The organism is Cohnella sp. WQ 127256, assembly GCF_024519285.1.
Lineage (GTDB): Bacteria > Bacillota > Bacilli > Paenibacillales > Paenibacillaceae > Cohnella.
Genome location: NZ_JAMZCY010000005.1, coordinates 277,803 through 298,930, shown reverse-complemented (window position 1 = coordinate 298,930; position 21,128 = coordinate 277,803). Strand labels below are relative to the sequence as shown.

General features: G+C 45.2%; 17 protein-coding genes. 3 read left to right on the top strand and 14 right to left on the bottom strand.

Annotated elements, in window-relative coordinates:
• The first annotated feature begins 231 nt into the window (after positions 1–231).
• Both M1K58_RS16390 and M1K58_RS16385 read left to right on the top strand, forming a co-directional pair.
• Positions 232–3,138 (top strand): glycoside hydrolase family 66 protein, encoded by a 2,907-nt coding sequence (locus tag M1K58_RS16390; RefSeq protein ID WP_256759929.1) that lies wholly within the window; start codon positions 232–234, stop codon positions 3,136–3,138.
• A 23-nt stretch (positions 3,139–3,161) separates the two neighbouring features.
• Entirely contained in the window at positions 3,162–5,924 is a 2,763-nt protein-coding gene (locus M1K58_RS16385; RefSeq protein WP_256759928.1) for a glycoside hydrolase family 15 protein, read from the top strand.
• 45 nt (positions 5,925–5,969) lie between these two features.
• Here M1K58_RS16385 and M1K58_RS16380 read toward each other — a convergent pair whose 3' ends face one another.
• From M1K58_RS16380 to M1K58_RS16325, 12 genes are all read right to left on the bottom strand, one after another.
• Complete coding sequence (locus tag M1K58_RS16380) at positions 5,970–7,529, bottom strand: response regulator (RefSeq protein WP_256759927.1); 1,560 nt, start codon at positions 7,527–7,529, stop codon at positions 5,970–5,972.
• Between the two features lie 20 nt (positions 7,530–7,549).
• A complete protein-coding gene (locus M1K58_RS16375) occupies positions 7,550–8,893 on the bottom strand; it encodes a DRTGG domain-containing protein (protein ID WP_256759926.1) in 1,344 nt (447 codons plus the stop codon).
• A 136-nt stretch (positions 8,894–9,029) separates the two neighbouring features.
• Positions 9,030–9,770, bottom strand: coding sequence for a hypothetical protein (locus M1K58_RS16370; protein WP_256759925.1), 741 nt, complete (start codon positions 9,768–9,770; stop codon positions 9,030–9,032).
• Between the two features lie 75 nt (positions 9,771–9,845).
• A complete protein-coding gene (locus M1K58_RS16365; RefSeq protein WP_256759924.1) occupies positions 9,846–11,648 on the bottom strand; it encodes an ABC transporter ATP-binding protein in 1,803 nt (600 codons plus the stop codon).
• Positions 11,649–11,822: 174 nt separating this feature from the next.
• Positions 11,823–12,194 (bottom strand): beta/gamma crystallin family protein, encoded by a 372-nt coding sequence (locus M1K58_RS16360; protein WP_256760319.1) that lies wholly within the window; start codon positions 12,192–12,194, stop codon positions 11,823–11,825.
• 155 nt (positions 12,195–12,349) lie between these two features.
• Positions 12,350–13,990, bottom strand: coding sequence for a b(o/a)3-type cytochrome-c oxidase subunit 1 (locus M1K58_RS16355; RefSeq protein ID WP_256759923.1), 1,641 nt, complete (start codon positions 13,988–13,990; stop codon positions 12,350–12,352).
• A gap of 13 nt (positions 13,991–14,003) precedes the next feature.
• Positions 14,004–14,474: a cytochrome c oxidase subunit II gene (locus M1K58_RS16350; RefSeq protein ID WP_256759922.1), complete on the bottom strand. Its 471-nt coding sequence runs from the start codon at positions 14,472–14,474 to the stop codon at positions 14,004–14,006.
• Between the two features lie 17 nt (positions 14,475–14,491).
• On the bottom strand, positions 14,492–14,653 hold the full coding sequence (locus M1K58_RS16345; RefSeq protein ID WP_256759921.1) for a cytochrome c oxidase subunit 2A: 162 nt from the start codon (positions 14,651–14,653) through the stop codon (positions 14,492–14,494).
• 250 nt (positions 14,654–14,903) lie between these two features.
• Entirely contained in the window at positions 14,904–15,290 is a 387-nt protein-coding gene (locus M1K58_RS16340; RefSeq protein ID WP_256759920.1) for a cupredoxin domain-containing protein, read from the bottom strand.
• Positions 15,291–15,551: 261 nt separating this feature from the next.
• Complete coding sequence (locus M1K58_RS16335) at positions 15,552–16,193, bottom strand: SGNH/GDSL hydrolase family protein (protein ID WP_256759919.1); 642 nt, start codon at positions 16,191–16,193, stop codon at positions 15,552–15,554.
• 216 nt (positions 16,194–16,409) lie between these two features.
• Positions 16,410–16,634, bottom strand: coding sequence for a helix-turn-helix domain-containing protein (locus tag M1K58_RS16330; protein ID WP_256759918.1), 225 nt, complete (start codon positions 16,632–16,634; stop codon positions 16,410–16,412).
• Positions 16,635–16,889: 255 nt separating this feature from the next.
• Positions 16,890–17,519, bottom strand: coding sequence for a YhcN/YlaJ family sporulation lipoprotein (locus tag M1K58_RS16325; RefSeq protein ID WP_256759917.1), 630 nt, complete (start codon positions 17,517–17,519; stop codon positions 16,890–16,892).
• 204 nt (positions 17,520–17,723) lie between these two features.
• On the opposite strand from M1K58_RS16325, the gene M1K58_RS16320 reads away from it, so the two are divergent.
• The gene (locus M1K58_RS16320) at positions 17,724–18,698 is read left to right on the top strand and encodes a ketoacyl-ACP synthase III (RefSeq protein WP_306220482.1); all 975 of its coding nucleotides are present in this window, start codon (positions 17,724–17,726) and stop codon (positions 18,696–18,698) included.
• 115 nt (positions 18,699–18,813) lie between these two features.
• Here the strand turns inward: M1K58_RS16320 and M1K58_RS16315 are convergent, their stop codons facing one another.
• Entirely contained in the window at positions 18,814–19,998 is a 1,185-nt protein-coding gene (locus M1K58_RS16315) for an ATP-grasp domain-containing protein (protein WP_256759916.1), read from the bottom strand.
• Positions 19,995–21,128: a DegT/DnrJ/EryC1/StrS family aminotransferase gene (locus M1K58_RS16310; protein ID WP_256759915.1), complete on the bottom strand. Its 1,134-nt coding sequence runs from the start codon at positions 21,126–21,128 to the stop codon at positions 19,995–19,997. The genes M1K58_RS16315 and M1K58_RS16310 overlap by 4 nt, the downstream gene beginning before the upstream one ends.

Below are 21,128 nucleotides of genomic sequence, written 5' to 3'. Positions count from 1 at the left end.
TGCAATATCGTAGAATTGGATTTAGTATAACACAGTCCTAGCAAACATTTTCATAGGTTGCAAATAAAAGGAAAATGTTGCACCAAATCTGAATAAAAGACATCTACGTAAATGATTAATCGCAGTAGAATGAAAGTGCTTACATTAATAATTGAGAGAGAAGGCGATAGGATCTCACGCCGCACTGGGTCATATCTTCGACTGCAGTTAAAATCCGAAAAGGAAGGTGTAATGATGACAAACAACCGAATACTCTATCGTACTAGCTTGCTGTTTTTATCCGTAATGATGATTAGTATATTACCGATTAATGGGTTAATCAGTCATGTTCATGCGGCTTCAAGCGGAATCGTAGCACGAGTTTATACGGACAAATCCATCTATAACACCGGCAATACGGTAACCATTACAGCAGCGATGAACAATGTAACGGGATCCTCTTGGAGTGGCAATGTGGTTCTAACCATCTTCTCTCTTGAAACCCAGGTCCATACAGCCTCGCAATCTATCACACTGATTAATGGCCAATCTAGCAACGTGAACTTTACTTGGACGGCTCCTTCTACCGATTTCCGCGGATATTTCGTCCGAGTCGACGCTGGAGCCGCTGGATCGGGTGCCACTGCGATCGATGTATCTAGCGATTTCACCAAATATCCGAGATATGGATTTATTAGCGAGATGACCTCCTCTGAATCCTCAGGGGCAAGCACGGCTAAGGTCAATGAACTCGCCCAAGATTACCATATTAATTCCTGGCAATTTTATGACTGGATGTGGAGACACGACAAGCTGTTTAAGCGTACGGGTGGAACAGTGGATGCCTCATGGCAGGATTTGTTTAACAGACAAATCTCCTGGTCAACGATTCAGAATCAGATTTCCGCTGTTCATAATCAGAACGCTAAAGCGATGGCTTATGCCATGATCTATGCTTCAAGAGAGAACTATTCAACTTACGGCATAAACCCCAACTGGGGAATCTATGAGGATAACCTTCATAGCAACCAATATGATGTCGATTTCGGCAACGGTAGCACGTATCTTTATTTATTTGATCCTCAGAATGCCAACTGGCAAAGCTATATTTTCAACGAATATATGGATGCAATCAATACTGCCTCATTTGACGGTATTCATGTGGATCAGATGGGCCAACGCAATAATGTTTACGATTACAACGGTAATGCAATCAGTCTGGATAGTCGCTTCACGCCATTCATCGATTCTGCTAAGAGCACCTTAACAGCTAACAACGCGAACCGCGATTACTTGACCTACAACATCGTAGATGGAACCGTTAACGGCTGGGGAGTCAATGATGTTAGTACAAATGCTGATGTAGATTTTGTTTACAGCGAGCTCTGGTATTTGTCGAATAGTTATATGCAATTAAAGGATTACATTGATAGCCTTCGCACTAATAGCGGTGGCAAAGCAGTAGTGCTTGCAGCCTACATGAATTATGGGGAAAATATTGGGCCCCGTTACGAGGCGGAAGGTGGCACCTTAACGAGCGTGTCTACGAACACGAACCATACTGGTTATACCGGTTCTGGCTTCGTCGATCAGTTCACGGCTTCGGGCGACGCGGTTACCTTCAGTATCAACGCCCCGGAGGATGGTTACTATTCCCTCGCCTTCCGATATTCCAACGCGACGGGTAGCGCCGCCAAACGAAATCTCTATGTAGATAGCGTCTTAAACACAGAACTGAACTTTCCCACTTTAGCTAATTGGGACACCTGGTCGCATGATATTTGGCACCAAGTCTATCTAACCCAAGGTACCCATTCGGTGAAGCTCAGCTACGATAGTGGAAATACAGGGAGTATCAACCTAGATAGCTTAACGCTTGGTACGTTTGACGATCACTCGATTCGAATCGCAGACGCGATGATGGCGGCAAGCGGAGCAACACATCTTGAGCTTGGTGAAGATAGTCAGATGCTTGCTCACGAATACTATCCTAACCGCAGCAAGAGCTTGCGTAGCTCACTCAAAACCGCGATGAAGGATCACTACAACTTTATTACGGCTTACGAGAATCTACTCTTTGATTCCAATGTCATCTCTAACGATGCCGGAAGTCAATTCCTCGACATAACCGGTGTCACGACAAGTGGGGATGGAACCGGAAATAGCGTATGGCAAATTCAGAAACGGACACCCGACTACAATATCGTCCATTTAATTAACTTGCTAAACAATGATAACCAATGGCGTAACAGTGCCTCTCAGCCAACCTTCAAGACCAATCTGGCGACTAAGGTTTATATCGCGAACGAAGAGTCTATCTCCAATGTTTATGTTGCTTCTCCCGATCTAAATCACGGCAGCACACAGGAGCTTACCTTCACATCTGGCACGGACAGTAAAGGGAAATATGTTTCCTTCACGATTCCGGATTTGAAATACTGGGATATGATCTATATGAAGAAGACGTCCACCCTTCCCACCAACGACATCTATGAAGCAGAAACGGCTATCAAATCAAACGTATCCACTAACAACGATCATGCCGGCTATACTGGAACTGGATTTGTTGATCAGTTCTCTAGCACAAACGACGGCGTTTCTTTCATCGTCAAGACGACTAGCAACGACGATCAAGTGTTGCGTTTCCGTTATGCAAATGGCGGCAGCAACGCTACCCGAGACGTCTATGTCGATGGAAAATTTGCGGCAACTGTACAATTTAAGGCCACTGGAGGATGGGCAACCTGGGCTTATGCTGAGTTGACTGTCAATCTGAAGCAAGGCTCCCATAGTGTCGTCCTTTGGCAAAATGCGAGCAATACAGGAGCTATAAATCTGGACCATCTGGATTTGGACAAGGCGTACATCTGGCAATTCGATCGCCAGATCACTTCCGTCCCTGCGGGCTACCGGATCGTATTCCGGGCAGGACAGCAGGGTTGGGTTCACTGGGGAGTGAACGGCTGGACTAGCTTGTCCGATACCATGCTCGTTCATAACGGCTCTAGCAACGCTAATCTAGATTATGAAATTTCCGTTGGTCCGTTTACATCAGGAACCGTTGATTTCACCTTCCTATGGGACGACAACAACAATGGCATAATGGAAACCGGTACTGATCGCTGGGAAGGCACTGATTTTGAGATAACTATAAGTTAACCCAATCCGAGGAGGTTTTTATAATGAGTATTCATTCTAAAACGCAAGCCCGAGTCTCGTTATTCATCACCTTTATCCTGCTGTTTGGCCTCATTGTCGGTGCAGTGCCCGCGTCCGCCACTGCTACCTCGCCTACAAGTCAGTCGGTAACGAGTCTATATATGAACAACTGGATGAACGCCGTTAATATTTGGATGGCAAGCAAGCTGTCTCAGAACGATACGGGCACCTATGGCCCTCGTATCGGAGAAATGCGAATCAGCAACGATTATGCAACGAACCAGATCGTTGATTACTCTAGCTTTTTCCGAAATGAGACCAGTTCAACGAAATACAATCAACCCCATCATTTTAACTCGGAAGCTTATTACGACGATGACGGGATATTGCGGACTAAGTATTTGGATTATAGCGGTACGAGCATGCCTGTCACCGTAACCAAAGACTTCGCCATGGTTCCGAATCAGAATTTCACGATTGCCACATTCACGTTTACGAATCCTTCTGGCTCCCCTATCGAATACAACCTGCTTGAACAAATTCACGTCAACAACAAAACCAAAGGCGGTACCAATCAGACGATTACCGGCTCGTATGATTCCGGACGGAACACGCTGTTCGTCAACATGAGTAATTCTGGACAATACCATATCGCTCTTGGGGCCCTCCAAGCAATGGATGGCTATCAGGTCGCTGACGATACGGAGTCCGTACTCACAGAAACAGACGTAGCTTCATGGTACACGTTCGATAACAATGGTACGGTCAAAAGTAATGGTAGTAAGACCGCTGTCGATTTGAGCGTCGCTTTCCAGGACAAATTCATCATACCCGCCAATAGTTCTGTAACGCGCTCCTTCGTCGCAACCGTTCGCGACACGCTATTGAACGCCCAAAGTGCCATCGATACGGCTCGCGCGCAAACGGCAGCTTATTGGTTCACTGAGACGGCAACTGCATATAGCAATTGGCTGACCGGAACCGGTAAGCAAACCGTAAACTTCGCTGACGACGGGATCGATGCGACTTACAAACGTGGGTTAATCACGATTAAGAATTCCATTCAGCCTACTTCTGGCGCTATGCCTGCAACAACGAACCCGATCGCCTACGGCTATAAAGTATGGGCACGCGATTCTGCAGTAACCGCCATGATTCTCGACCAAGCGGGGTTCGTCGATGAAGGGGAGAAATATTGGTATTGGCTGCAGGACCGTCAGCAATCGGACGGCAGCTTCAAAACAACCTTCGATTTGTGGACCAATAACTATGTTTCTTTCGTGGAGCCGGAGCATGATTCCATTGGCATATTCCTGATCGGCGCCTATTTGCACTACAAGAAGACAGGAAGCACAACCTTCTTAAACAATATATGGGCGAAGTATAAAAAGTCCGCTGACTTCGTTTGGTCTAATCTAGGCTCCGATCCCTATGAATTCGGTGAGGAGGATGCCAGCATCTGGGAGGAGGACATCGAATATAATGCGTTCACACAAGCGTTATATGTTGCAGGCTTGGATGCGGCGCAGCATATGGCTCGGGCAAAAGGGTTAAATAGTCTTGCAGATGACTACAATGGTGCGGCCAGCAAAATAAGGTCCAGCATTCAAAGAGATGACTCTTGGAATCCTAAAGGATTATGGAACGCAACTAATAATTACTACAATCGTGCCGTGACCACTACAGGAGCTGCAAGAACGCTAGTCGATGGCTCATCGGCCGCTCTTATGCTCTACGGGGTTATCGATTCCAAATCTTCCCGTGCAAGCAGTCATATTGCCAAAATTAAAACAGAGTTGGAGCATGACAGCTATGGAATCGCCCGTTATAACGGAGATACGTTTTACTACACTGCACCCTTCAGTCCGGCTGGAAATGAAGCGTTAAGCGATGAGCCCACTTGGCCGCAGATGAGCACTTATGCAGCATTGCATCATCTGTACCGAGGAGAAAACGCGTCGGCGCTCAATTACCTCCAATGGATTGTCTCTCGTACAGCGGTAGGTTATATGGCACAAGGAGAATCCGTGTCGCGAATCAGCTTAAAGCCACTTCCGAGCACCATGGTTGAACCTGTGACAGCGGCTTGGCTCATCCTTGGGGCTTTACAGTACGAAGGGAAGGCCGATGTTCGCATCATACCTCCCTTATTCAATGCCGGTGTTTACAAGACGATCAACGTCACAACAACGGTTTCTAGCGACTTAACCCAATGGAGCAATGTTCCTTACTACCACGACCAGTTGAATGACAGCGTGTCATCTTCCGCTGAGACGGATATTGATAAGGTGTACTTGAGCAACGACGCCACCAACTTATATATCCGAATCAAAAATCGCGGTGGCAGTCTCCCTGCTTACAATACAGCACCACGATTCGGAATGATGGTATATGCTGAGGATTTCAAGAACGGAGCATCGCCAACAAAATCCACTGCAATGTATGGATCAACGCTCGACCGTCCATTCCAATATTTAGTTGGGCGTTGGAGCGATGGCACGAATCTATCAAGATTTGATGTCCAGAGTGGCACTTGGACATGGACGAACAATATTACCGGAGTCACCATTCCCCAATGGGATACGGCTACAGGTGATATGGAGATGGTCATTCCATTAAGTGCTTTGGCAAGCAGCAGCATCGCAACTGGAGACTGGGCGAACTTAGAAATCGCCCTTACTCGTCAGAATCCTACCACGCTCGCTTGGACGGAAGACGACTCCATTAAAGTGAATTATCGGGTGATGACTTCCGGTGACGCCTGGTATTATGGCAACGTAGAATAGAAGTCGAATCAAGAAAAAGGGATTGTTCAGGAGCATGCGCTCTGTTCAATCCCTTTTTTCTTGGCGATAATCCGCTGGTGTACAGCCAACTTCCCGTTTAAACTGCTTTAAGAAATGCTTCGAGCTGTTAAATCCGGCTTGTGCCCCAATATCGTATACCCGTAAGCTCGTGGTCTTCAATAATTGTTTCGCGTAATGAATGCGAAGCTGAATAACGAAATCGATAAAATTTAACCCGGTGAGTCGCTTAAACTGTTCGCTGAAATAATTTTTGCTCATGTGAACGTGATCTGCCACGTCCTGAAGAGAGATTTCTACCCTATAATGTTGCTGAATATACGAGATGGCCAATTGAATCGCATGTGTACTCCCCGAATCTGAAACGACAATAGGCAGTTTATTGGCTTCCTCAAGGTATCCGAATTCTTTCACAATAAACCTGCCTAACTCCATTAATGTCGATATTCGCCTGACTTCCTGAAGTTTATCAAGCATGACACTAATCATTTCTTCTTTATTTTGTTTGAAATTCCAAGACCACATCATCATTAATATGCCCTCTGCCTGTAACATAATCTCCTGCTTGGACACCGTTCTGGTACCCCATATTGAAATGATTTTCTCCAAGGCCTCTCTGCTCTCCCCATGGTTAGCAACTGCTAAGCATTGAGAGAATCGCTCACGTAGATCCATCCAGCTCTGCTGTTCAATAAGGTCGTGTAATCCTGAAGTTTTAATTTCCTTCACCGGAATTTTCCCAATATAACAGTTCCCTTTGCCATCGAAAAATGATTTTTCCAACGCTAGGATCGCCCATTGATATGCGTTCGTAAGCTCCTGGATTTGATGAAATGGTGGACTTAAACCAACCGTGAATGATGCTCCTTCTAACAACAATCGACGTTGATAGGTTACCATAGCCGTTGATCCGCTTCCCTTGTTATCTGCGACTATAAGAACAAATTCGTCATCCTGCGTGTTAAAGTTAATCGCTATCGAACACCACTGCTTTAGACTCTCTCTTGCCGAGTCGATCTGAATAGATGAGTTATCGCGTTTCCATATGGCCACAACAAGAGGCTGCTTGAGCCAATCAGGAACCCATGGCATTACAACCTTGTCGCCATTCATAAGCTTTCTAAGACTGATCTCCAAGTCGATCTGTTTCGTCTTCTCTATTTCTTGCTGGTACATAAGAGCTTCATTCTCACGAACAAGCGATTGATCGAGACGCCTCTGACACTCTTTAAGAATACGCTGCAGCTGCTCCGGCTCCATCGTCGGCTTTAGTAAATAATCAACGACGACTCCAAGCTTCACCGCTTCTCTTGCAAATTCAAAGTCACTGTAGCTACTAATCAGAATGACTTTAATATCTGGGTATCGCTGACTCACTTGTCGTGTTAATTCTAATCCATCCATCAATGGCATTTTGATATCAGTAATGAGAATATGAATCTCTTGCTGCTTCACCATCAACATGGCAGCTTCCCCATTAGATGCTTCCCCAACTAGCTCAAGCCCCTCTTCCTCCCAACGGATGCAGGAGGATATACCAAGCCGTATCATAGGCTCATCGTCAACGATTAATACTTTGTACCTCATTGGATTCTTCCCCTTTCCTCTTAGGATGGGTCAATCGTCTGAGCTGTCAGCATCGCCTTCGCGACAACGTCTCCTTCTTGTATCGCTTGAACTTCAACCTTTACGTACCTTCTACTTGCTTCTATAACATGAGGAACAATGGAAATGCTAGCGTCCACGGGAACCGTACGTAAAAAATACGTGGTCATATTATCTAGCACATGCTCTCTCCTCCGTAGATCCTCTACCGCTCTGCTCGCCGCTTGCTGCATTAATGATGTAAGTACGCCTTCGGAAATCGTCCCTAATGGCCCCGACATCTGTGGTGTTGCTAAGCCTGAAAAAAATAATCGCCCTTCGGAGTCACGCTGCTCTGTAAACCCTCCCCACATGAGAGCGTCGAAGGTTTCTCCTAAATGTGCAGGCCGATTGGCAAATTGCATCGCCCGAAGAACTTCCCCTCTACTAATCGCACCTACAAGCTTACGTTGACGATCAACTACCGGTAGCAACTCGATCCCTTCCGATACCATGCGATGGGCCGCAGAGGCGACAGGAGTATTCAACGTTACCGTCATCGGCCGTCGAGTCATTAGCTTATCCAATGTTTGGCTCGGAGACGACCCCATCACATCCTTAGAGGTAATCATCCCCACAACACGATTCCACTCGTCAGTAACTGGAAATCGACTATTCCCTGTCACTTCACTTAATTTAATAAAATCGGCAACCTCTGAAGATTGCTTCAATAACCCTTCACGTGTAGAAGGTTCAAGAAGATCTGCAATAATCATTATCTTCCGTTTGATCAGTCGATCATAGATCGCACGGTTAATCATAGAGGCAACCGTAAAGGTATCGTGACGGCAGGTTAGGATCGGAAGTGCTCTCACATTGGCCAATTCACGAACTTCCTCGCTTGTTCCGAATCCCCCAGTAATGAGAACCCCTGCGCCTTGCTCTATTGCAATGCGATGAGCATTTTCTCGGTTACCTACAATTAGCAAGCTTCCTGGATCGATGTATGCGCTCATCTCCCCAAGCTCCATCGCTCCGATTACTAATTTATGCAGCGTCTTATCTAAGCCTTCTTCTCCACCCAGTAAGCTCCCTTGCACGATCTCAAGCAATTCCGCGAAAGTTAATTGCTCCGGGTGGCTTCGCCGCTTTTTATCGACTCGGACGGTTCCGATCCGCTCCTTCGTGCTAACCAAGCCTAACTGCTCGGCATCCTTAAGTGCTCGATAAGCGGTTCCGTCGGACACTCCGCGGTCTTTGGCCATTTGACGTACTGGCACTTTCGTCCCAATAGGCAACTCGCGAATGTATTGGAGAAGCTGTTCATGTTTCGTCAATTCGTTCGCGTTAATATCCTTACCCGGCATGTCCCTACCCACCCTCTCTGTGTTCTTCTCTATTCCATAGCATACCAAAAATCAGTACACTAGACTCTCCATTTCCATAAAAAATAGAGGCCAGCTCCGTTCACTTGAAACGGAGCTGCCTCTATTTGTTGTCTCTTTACGTAATGATGGAATAAACAAGGAAGAGGAGGAACGAGTAAGCCGCGACAGAGTACACAATAAACAAAAATCTGCGCTCCCTGCTAACTTCATGAAGATCTTCAGCCTGTGTGACGACGACTAACAGACAAATCAGCAGTAGGATCACTCCAATCAGCATGGAGAGCTGTAAGGAGAGGAAAGCGACAACCCCACAGACGATCCAACCCACTCCAAACTGTAGCTGTGTGCTCCCCTGATACGTAACAGCTTCCATCCAGTTACGTTTCCTTGCCCCTAGCCGATTACCGATTAAGGTCAGGGAGCCCACTAGTAAGGCGATAGAAAATATCCCGATAACTAAGGATTTGCCCGGTAATGCAAAGCTGATTACACTCAGAAATATGAGATTTCCAATATTACCAAATAAATCATTCGCAAGCTGCTCCTGAGCGGCCCAAATCCAGAAGAAGAACCCTAGCACCCCAACCGCAGCGCCGATAGCACCGTAAATCCATTCCGTTAAGGGTTGCAGCTGTAAAGCTGATGATGGATTCTTGATGAGTCCTAGCAGCTTCTGCACATCAATACCGCTTAACGGTGACGAAGACGCTGCCGGTGCTGCATTCGATTGTGTTAACGATGTTGAGAACGGTGGAGCTTGTGTACCTTCTGTAGCCGTTGCTGCCGTCTGATGTTCAACTTGCTCATGAACTTCATCCTTATGTAGATCCTGCTGATTCGAATCCTGTTCGGACATTTTCAATTTCCTCCTCGAAACAACTTAGGATATTTTACTCCACCCCAATTGTTCGACGAATAATGTTAATTTCCTCTAATTTTGTAACATTTTTAATTGATAAAATTCACCCTTCATCGCCATCAGCTCTTCATAAGTACCAATTTCCACACATTGCCCCATCTTCATAACGACAATTCGATCCGCATCACGGATTGTGGAAAGTCTATGCGCAACAATGAAGGTCGTCCGACCTTCAATCAGCTTCTTCATCGCTTGTTGAACATGATGCTCAGATTCATTATCTAGTGCAGAAGTGGCTTCATCCAATAGAATGACTTTGGGATTCCGAATAAGCGCACGTGCGATAGCAATCCGTTGCCGTTGACCCCCAGATAGTCTCCCCCCATGCTCACCGATCTTCGTATCCAGTCCTTCGGGCAATTGGGCTATTACATCTTCCAGGTAAGTCATCCGTACAACTTCATCCAGCTGCCGGTCGCTGACCGTCGGTAAACCATACGTAATATTTTCCCGAATCGTACCGGAGAACAATACCGTGCTCTGGTGGACAACCGCAATGTGCTTGCGATAAGATGCCATATCCATCTCATCCATAGAAATTCCGTCAATGATTACTTGTCCCTTAATCGGCTTATTGAAGCCTATGACTAGGTTAAGCACCGTCGATTTCCCAGCTCCTGAAGCCCCGACGAGCGCGATACTCTCACCTGCCTTAACCTCAAGGTTAAAGTTCGAAAGCACATGCCGGTCTGAATTCGCATAACCGAATCGAACGTTATCGAACTTGAAGCTACCCTTCACGGATTCTATCTTTCTCTTCCCTTGGTAAGCCTCCATATCCTTTGACAGCAATATTTCCGTTACGGAATAGATCGACTCGAATCCTTTGGCGATATTCGGATAAACGTTGATCAGCTGCGAGATCGAATTCAAGATCATCGCGAAGAACGATTGATACAGAACGATATCTCCAACCGGTATTTTCCCTTTTAGCGCTAGCCAGACTGTGAAACCCAGACATAACACTTGGAACAATTGGAAGGTGACCCACGCAGATGAACCGAAATACGCCTCGACAATGTCCAGCTTATATCCCTTGCTTCGCAGATGGCTTAGCGTATTATCCATCTTCTTGATTTCCGTTTGCTCAAGCCCGTGAGCTCTCGTGACGGGCATCATTCCGACCATCTCAGATACTTGACCAGACATCGTCTCGATTTGCTTACGGAATTCCATATTTGTGTGACGGATCTTTTTACGGAAAAAATAAATAATACAGAGCGCTGTGGGAATCGTTAGAACGAAGAAGCCCATTACGGTCAAGTTGCGAGAGGAAGTAATCGCGATAGCAACTATCACACTTATAATGGCAGGAAACACCGATAACATGAATTGTTTAGACAGGAATTCAATTGCCTCGACGTCGCGGAGCACTTTGGCCTGAAGCTTGCCAGCGGCAAGCTCACCGTGTGCAGACATAGACAATCGCTGTAGCTTGCGCACAAGAGTACTTCGCAGCCCAGCTTCTACGAAACGGACAGCTTTGCTCATATAACTAATATGTAGCACTTGAGTTGGAATGTTCTGAACAATTACGATCACTAGAAGGATAAGGTTCCACCATAGCGTTTCCATCCCATACTTGCTGGGACTTGATGCCATGTTAATCAAGTTCGCAGTAACAATCGGAAGAATATAAGTTGGCGAGTGCTTGATTAAGAAAAATAACATGGAAAGGAATAGCTTCGTCCAATGCTGCTTATAAAGTAAAAATAATAAGCGAAGGGGCTTCCGCTCGGTCAAAGAGTCATCATTTAATAAATGCTCAAATCCGTAAGAATGGGGCTCGCTTCGGTTCACTGTTGCAGATTGCAAGTTGCTCTCTCCCTCTGAACGCGCGTTTATGAACTTCATTTTCGTTCATTTCCGATTTGTTGTAAACCCCTTTATTTATGTTTTTGGCTACAATGGCCCTATCATTTGAGAAAAGCCTGCATTTGACATAACCTTTTCCGGTCAGGTCAAATACAGGCTTTCGTTAAGATGTGCTTAGATGAGTCTATAACCGTTCGGCAGCTGTCCACTATTGCGAATACTGCGTATTTGCGCCAGGGTAAGACGTACATTTGTGGAGATCAGCGATTCTGCATCATTGCCTCCGATAATATCATCCAAATCGCGGAGATTAGTATTGCCACGAAAAACCCGGAAGTTCCCTCTAAAGTTAGGACGAGTAAACAATATTAAGGTTGCATTACTGCTTGTTGAGAAAAATCTCAGGCTTTCAATCTCCCCTATCCTCGTATCCAAGTTAGCAATTCCTAGATTACCTCTAACAATCGCACTGCGACCCTGAAAGTTCTCATCCGTAAAAACCGTAAGCCTCGGAAATGTGACTAATGCATTGATTTTGTTTGTCATCATTAACACCTCCTTCCATCCACAATATATGGAGGGGTGGTGTTCACTGCTTGTACGAAAAGGACGCGAGTATCCGTGGAATTTTACGAGATAAATACAAAAAAACGGCCCTCTCGTTAGAGAGGACCGGTACGTCTAAACCAACGACACAGCAATTACCAGGTCACATACCCTGGTGATCCAGGTGTTGAATTGTTAAGCATGTCAAGAATCGGAATAGTATATGCGACCAAGATTAGAATGACTGTTATTGTAATCCACAGCTTCCAATTTTCCATATAACGTGGTGTAGGTGCCGCTTCTTCTGCGACCTCACCAATCGGATATTCCGTATTTCCTTTTGGTGCACGCATCATCGAGATCAGGTTATAGATAATGAGCAACACTCCGATGAATAAGATGATTCCTCCAACAGCCATAGCGACATGATACGGCATCCATAGGATTGCATCTGGATGATCGTCATATGTGTTATACGCTGTGCGTCTAGGAGAACCTAGCAAACCTACGGTATGCATCGAGCCCGACATGATGAACATTCCGATACACCAGATTAGAGTCTGAATAATACCGAGACGGTTCATACGTGGAGTAAGCACACGTCCTGTAATCACTGGAATGAGCCAGTAGATGATCCCAAAGAACGTAAGTGCGACGCTTGTTGCTACCGTCAAATGGAAGTGTCCGGTAACCCATAATGTATTATGGACAACAGCATTCATCTGATTACTTGCATTAATTAATCCGCCTGCACCGGCTGGAATGAAGATTAGCATCCCCATGAACGGTGCGAAGAAGCGTACATCGCCCCATGGCAAAACCTTAACCCATCCGAATAATCCTTTTGCTCCTTTGGACCTCCCGTTAAGCTCAAAGGTAGCGAATAGGGAAAATGCGGTCATGAGTGACGGAATAACAACCATGAATGTCAGAGTAACCTGTAAATATTTCCAGAAGTGGTTTACTCCCGGCTCCATCAATTGATGATGTAACCCAACTGGAATGGAAAAGAACAGGAATAAGATGAAGGACATCCTTGCTAATGAGTCACTGAAAATTTTGCCACCGATAATTTTAGGAATAATAACATACCAGCACATATAGGCTGGGAGAAGCCAGAAGTAAACAAGTGGATGACCGAAAAACCAGAATAAAGTACGGCTCAGTACAACATTAATCGTATCTACCCATCCGAAGGACCATGGAATGAGTTGTACGACTACCTCCAACGCTACCCCTATCGTAGCAATCTGCCACAATAGCATTGTAATTACGGACATAAAGCCGAACAATGGCGACAATTTGCCCTTATTACTTTTTCTCCATTTGGCATAGTGATAGAAAATACCAAACCCGCTCAACCAGCTTCCGATAACAACAAGCGCCAACGCGATGTAGAAGTAAGGCGATGCCTTCATCGGTGCATAGAACGTGTAGAGCACACTCGCTTTACCTAGAAGAATAACAACAACCCCGATGAGCGTACCGATCGACATCAGGATGTAACCGATCCAGCCTAGCCTTTTCGTTAAGGGAAGTAAGCTACCTCCCATCGATTGAGAGACGCCAGAATAAAGAAATCCGATTATGAAATAGGTTGTGAAAATGAGTGCCATAAGTACACCATGAGCTGTAAGCAGTTCATAGTAACCGATATTAGCCGGCAAAGTGATTGTGCCGCCTTTAACCATCCCCTGGAGCATACCTGCAATGCCTCCAATAAGAAGCGCTCCAAAGGCGAAAAAGATATGTGCGAGAACTAATCGGCCGTCTTTACGGTCGAATGTTGTATTCATGAAATACGGCCTCCTATTTGACCACCAGGGTAGTTTTCATCATTTCATGGGAAATTCCACAATATTCATTACAAATAATTAGATATTCTCCAGGCTTATCGAATGTATGGGAAACTTCACTAATTTCACCAGGCGTTACCATAACATTGACGTTCGTTTTAGGGATTTGAAATCCGTGTACTACGTCAGACGAAGTCACCTTGAAATTCACTTTGGAGCCCACTGGAACCTCCATCGGAGTTGGATCGTAGCCAAAAGCGTAAGCGACCATAACCGCCTCGTACTCGTTGTCACCGATCTGCTTGATCTGAGGTTGATCGAAAGGCGCTGTTTCACTTACTTTCGTGGGATCAATGTGGTTGACGTGTTTATTAGGTGGTGCCATTCCTTGTCCGAATGTCATAACACCTAAAATAAGTAAAAATACGGCCAGCATGCTCACACCGATACTGAGCCATACTTTTTCCAGACGATGCATGTGCATGAACTTTGTTCCTCCTTCTAATCCCGTGAGATAAATAGAATGAATATACCTAGCCAAGTAAGCAACAGAAAGGCTCCCAGCAACAGAACAGATACGAAAGTTCCCTTGAGTGATTCTTCTTTCGGTGCAGAGACACTGCTTGAGTCATGTGAATTCTCTGCCGTGCGATCATCACGCATTTTCGGATTCCTCCTGTTATCAATTTGATCTCATTGTAATTAATTCCAGCTTTAGGCACTGTGATTATTGTCACGCATAGTCGAAAAATGTTGTGGACGATTTGTTACATCTGTGTCATCTATCACACGATAAATTAGTACCTGCTGATAACTAGCTTCGATATGAATCGTGAGTTATCGCATAAAAAAAAGAACGGTGCAGTTCTTGATGACTGCTCGTTCCTTTTTTCGCCCCTATAAGCAGGTAAGATTATTCAACGATTAGCTTACCAATCATTTCTTCATGACCTTTACCACAGAAGATCGAGCATATGAATTTAAATTCACCTGTTTTATCCGCAACGAAGGTAACTGTTTTGTTAGCTTTAATCTCTTTATCGTAACCTTCGATATTGATTGCGTGGTTACCTTGAGTGTTCTTCAGAGTGATACTAACTTCTTCGCCCTTCTTCACCTTAATTTCCTGTTGGTCGAATTTAAAGTTAGTTGCTTCAATCGTAATTGCTTTCGCTCCACCAGCCGCAGCTGATGATGCTTCTGGTGATGCGCTAGCTTCCTCTTTTTTATTGCCCCCACAACCCGTTGAGATTACCATAGCTGCCAATAGTACCGCACCTAAAATCGTCCATTTTTTCATCTTGTCTTGCTCCCTTCATCGTTATCTGCATGCCTATCATAATCCCAAAATAAGTTCCCAGAATGTGACAAGTTTCACATCGTAACAAAATGGACACTTAAATTTTTGGGCTCGCAGAAATAGCTCTCCATCATGCTGATGAAGGTAGGAATTGCTCAAATCACAAAAAGGGTGGCACAGGAATAACACCCTGTACCACCCTCTTCTCACTATTATCTTAGTTTTTTGGTTAAGTGAGCTGTTTCACAAGTGAGCAATCTTTCACAGCGCCAATCGGCTTTCCTGCACGACTTTCAGCCATTCTCTGGCGATCAATCCGTGCCCAGCAGTTGTTGGATGGACACCGTCCCATAGCCAATATGCTGGACCGGTCTCTTTCGCGGCTTCATCGAAAGCATCTTGGAGCGGTACATATAAGGCACCATAGCGATTGGCTAATCCTATCGCGATACGCCGATAATCCCTTAATTTCTCTTGCCAATCGACCCACTTATCAGCCATAGCGCCGACGTTCAGAATAAATGGTTCCATCAGCACCAAGCCAATGTCTGGGAATATTTCGCGGGTCTCGTCCAGCAAGTGCACATAAGCCTTCTCGAACCGATCCGTGACGCCGCTCGGTTCGCCGGCCATGATACGCCAAGCGTCGTTCACGCCGATCAGGATGCTCAACAGATCAGGAGACAAGCTAATGGCGTCTTCATTCCATCTGGCGTACAAATCCGAAACTCGGTTGCCGCTTATGCCCCGGTTGATAAAGACATGCTCTTTTTCTGGGCTCTCAGAGCCAATCTTCGCCGCAATGAGATATGGATAACCGTGACCCAAAATATGGTTCGGGTCGCCATCGCGTCCTCGGTTTCCATCCGTAATTGAATCCCCTTGAAACAATATTGTTGCCATCTCTTATCTTCCTCCCCAGATGCTAAGTATCGTGATTATTGTACACGCTTACCATGAAGGGGGTAAAGAGAATTTTTGTCATAGGAGCACACCAATAGGACCATCCATTCAATATGAATGTACATCAAAAAACCTTCTCCCTCGCACCTGTTTAGGAAGCGAAAAAGAAGGCTTGCGCCATAGGATACAGCGACAAAGAAGGTGCTAATTGCTTTGTTAAATCTTTAGCTCCCCGAGCTTAATAAGCTCGACAACCGCTTGCGAACGACCCTTGACATTCAGCTTTTGCATTACATTCGAGATATGGTTGCGGACCGTCTTCTCGCTGATAAACAACTGCTGCGCAATGTCGCGGGTCGTCTTATCCTGCACTAGCAGTTCGAAGACTTCGCGTTCCCGATTGGTGAGTAGGAATTTACTTTTATGGTCGCTGCCATTCAACGTTTGTCACCCCTCCTTGCCCGGGAATGTGTGATTACAAGGTATAGGGATACAGTCAACTTTATCATATGAAAGGGGTTTTACTGTGGTGCGGAGGTACACAAAAATGGGCGAAGGAATTTCAACACAGTCGTTCTAAGGAAGCTGAATGGCGCGAGAATCGTGGATTTAAAAGAAAAAAAGTGATGATGCAGGGACCGGGAAGCCGCTGCCTCACCACTTTTCAATGACCTCTTTAAGAGGATTTCTGAGGAATTACCGATTAATGATATGTGAGGTACCGTGCGAAGTGCCTGATGAAGCTGGGAATACCCTCTCGGCCATAGCGTTAAATTCAGCTAAGAATCCTTGAATTGGATGCCCTGCTTTCACATCATTGGCATACCCTTCCATTCGACCCATGAAGTCAGGATTTTGAGACACATACACATTTTCACACGATGGCGATAATGACTTGACCTGATCCGCTATCTTATCCTTCATTTCACTCGTAATCGCTGAATGTCCCGTATTTGCCTTATCATCTTCGTTAATTGCGACGTAGGCATTATTGTTGGTCATCATGACATATGCGGATTTAATGCCTGGCATTTCGGCTATTTTATCAGCGACCTTATTGTTCAACTCTAACCGCGAATTACTATGCATCCTGACAATATCATTGTCCTTTACTACACCATACATTCGATTATGCGCATTCCCATGATCGGCAGTGGAGCGCATATTATTGATTCCGTTATCGTTGGAATTATAACGAGTAACGGAATTCGGACGAATATTCTTATTTCCTAAGTCCCCAGTTTTTTGCATACATCCGGATAAAGCAACTGCTGAGGATAACAATACAGTTGTGAGAATGATTCCCCTTCTGCTTCCTTTTCGCATGAAAAAAATAACCCCCTTTTGTCGAAGCTCAGCGTTGTCCGCCAAGGTATAGGGTGCGCGGCGTGATTAAATTTTATTCGATTGAGGCTATGACGTTCCCCCCTTGACATGACTGCTGATTAGCTGTACGATTTCATTATTAACACCTGGTACTAATACTTAGTTCTAAATATAAAATTAAATTTATTTGAGGAGGGATCTCAGTTGACTACTCATCCCACATTGATATCCAAAGCGCGTATAACAGCTATTGGAAGTTATGTACCCGAACAGCTCATTTCAAACTCAGATTTGGAACAAATGGTGGATACCGATCACGAATGGATCATTCGACGTACGGGTATCGAGCAACGTCATCAGGTCTCAGGCACACAGTTCACAAGCCATTTGGCTATCGCTGCCGTTCAGGACTTACTAAATAGATTTCCTTCCATTAACGCAAATGGGATCGATGCGATTATCGTCGCTACGAGCACACCAGATTCCCCATTCCCTTCCGTTTCATCACAAGTCCAGCAAGCAATCGGTGCAACGAGATGCTTCGCCGTAGATATCAGCGCAGCTTGTGCTGGTTTCGTCTCAGCCCTTCAATTAGCCAATGGGTTAATATTGACCGGCTCCTATCACAACATTATCGTGATCGGGGCGGAAGCCCTAACACGAATAACCGACTATACCGACCGCTCAACGTGCATCCTATTCGGTGATGGAGCTGCTGCAGTCCTTGTAGAAGCAAATGAACAAGGCGCATTTCTTTCCTCTAATGCCGATACTGACGGCTCTGGTGGTATGCATGTATACTGCAGCACAGACAACAAAATCGTTCAGAACGGCAGAGAAGTATACAAATGGGCTTTATCGACCGTACCAGATGGGGTTCGTGATCTCCTTCTAAAAGCCGATCTAACGCTCAATGATCTAGATTGGTTTATTCCTCACAGCGCTAACTTGCGGATGATTGAAGCCATTTGCGAACGGTTAGAGTTTCCAATTGAGAAAGCTTTACAGAGCGTAGTTCTTAATGGAAATACTTCCGCCGCTTCGATTCCTTTGGCCTTAGATTCGGCCTATAAGGAAGGTCGTTTGCTCTCTGGACAATTGTTGGCTTTATACGGTTTCGGCTCAGGACTAACACAATCGGGAATGCTACTTCGTTGGACTTTAGATACCCCAAGCTAAATACGCTTTCTCAAGGGATTGAGTCAGATGTATAACAAGTCGCAAGTCTCCTATAAAACTAAAGAAGCCTTAAACACCACGATTAATCAGTGGGTTTAGGCTTCTTTTTAGAAATTTAATCCACTGCCCTTATCTCAATGCCTATGTTTGCCTTAATCTCTTCTAACCGATTCATTGTTTCTTCCATGCTTCTGCCTTTCACAATGACCTGCCCAATCCGGTCTGTACCGACCCTGAATTTATTGATGATGTCCCCTTGATTATAATCAAACGAAATCTGAATAATATCTTCATGATTTCCGTTCCCATTCTCTAGTTTCAGGATCTCGCCAGCCTCATTGGAAATGAGCAGTTCACAAGCGCAAGGCTGTGAAGAATGGCTATGGAATTCAGGGTTTGTTCTAAGAGCAGCCCTAACAATCTGTTCATAATAATCAAATCCATAATAAGTGGAAACAAGCTCAGGCAAACAAGTCGCCCCCGCCCTTCCGCCGATTTCAAGAACATATACTTTATGATCTCTCATTATAAAATCCGCATTAATTGCGCAGTTATTTACTCCTAACGATCGAATGCTCTCTTCTACTTGCAAATGAATATCTTTAACCACTTCATCCGGCAAATCGTACGGCACATAATGACCGATGGGTACCCCCGTATCTCCATAAAACATGAGATCGCCATGCGGCATAATAAATTGAATTTGATTGTCATAGACGAATGCCTGTGCACCAAACTCGGTTCCTTCGATAAATTCCTCGATAATAAAAAAGTCCAATTTTGTAGCTTTCATCACCACTTCAAAGGCATAATCCACTTGAGAAGCATCTGACACCTTCACAATTCCCTTGCTAGCCCCATTATCTACCGCTTTAAAGATAAGAGGTGGCGTCAATGCTTTGAAAGCATGATAGGCCTCCTCTTTCTTGTTTACTTTAATAAAATTCGCCGTTCTTACACCATGCTCCATAAAGGCCTGTTTCATTTCCCACTTATTCGAAGACAGCTTAGCGGAATCGTAACTCACACCACTAAGCCCAAGAGTATCTACCACTTTACCGATCGACTTGACTGCTACATCTGTACCTGTTGTACATATTCCATCAATCTGTTCCCACTCTGCGATCTCCACAATTTTATCCGTATTAGTCGTATCCTCATAATAAACCTTATCAGCCAAAGCGAAACCCGGATAGTTTCCATTGCGACTTACAACAATGACGAACAATCCCATCTCTTTGGCCACTTTGATTAACGGCACTTGAGAGATTCCCGCACCCAGAATCATTAGCTTTCTCATGGCTGAAACTCTCTAATCCGACTAATGATCCGATCAAGATCTTCATCCGTGACATTCGGGTGTATAGGTAGGGTAAGAATTCTTTTCCAAATTTCCGAAGAAACTGGAACAACAGCTTTTAAATGAATGTAACTAGGGTGAAGATGACAAGGATAATAGTGGACTCCCGAAGCGATATTATGTTCTTGCAAGTGGTTAATCATACGATCCCGTAGGCTATCCTCATTAAACTTAACCTGATATAAGTGCCATGAGCTACTGGTCAGCGATGCTTCCTGTGGAAGCCGCAACCATTCCAAGTCGCTTAGTTCCGCGGTGTAGCGGTTGGCGATCTCTCTGCGTCGCCCATTTAATTGATCCAGTTTTTTTAGCTGAACGAGGCCGATCGCCGCCTGCAAATCGTTCATATGATACTTGTATCCGACTTGATCGACAAAATACTGCCAAGCATATACTTTTTCATGAGACGACCGTAACCATGTATCTCGAGAAATACCTACCCATCTTTTCTCGCGAAGCCTTCGATTCATCCACTCCGCGTTGCAGGTAATCGCGCCGCCCTCCCCGCTGGTCAGGTTTTTGACCGCGTGAAAACTGAAGCAGGTGATATCGCTGATCGATCCGATACGCTTGCCCTTATATTCTGCACCGCAGGCGTGTGCGGCGTCTTCCACAACCTTGATTCCTTTCGATAGTGCCAACTCATGAATAGCGTCCATATCACAGGGATGACCGCCCATATGAACGACAATGATCGCCTTCGTTTTATCCGTAATTTTACGTGCGATATCCGCAACGGATATATTCATCGTATCCGCATCAATATCAGCAAATACTGGCGTTGCTCCCACATAACTAACCGCATGTACAGTAGAGATGAAGGTGATTGAAGGTACGATCACCTCATCACCAGGTCCAACCCCCAGAATGTCCATCGCCAAATGCAGCGCGGCTGTCCCTGAGTTGAGAGCAACTGCGAAACGGCTGCCTACAAAACTAGCAAACTCTTGCTCGAACTGCTCTGTCTTCGGTCCAAGACCAAGCCATCCAGAACGTAATACTTCCGTCACCGCATCGATTTCCTCTTGACCAATACTCGGCTGCAATACAGGAATCAGTTTATACTCCAA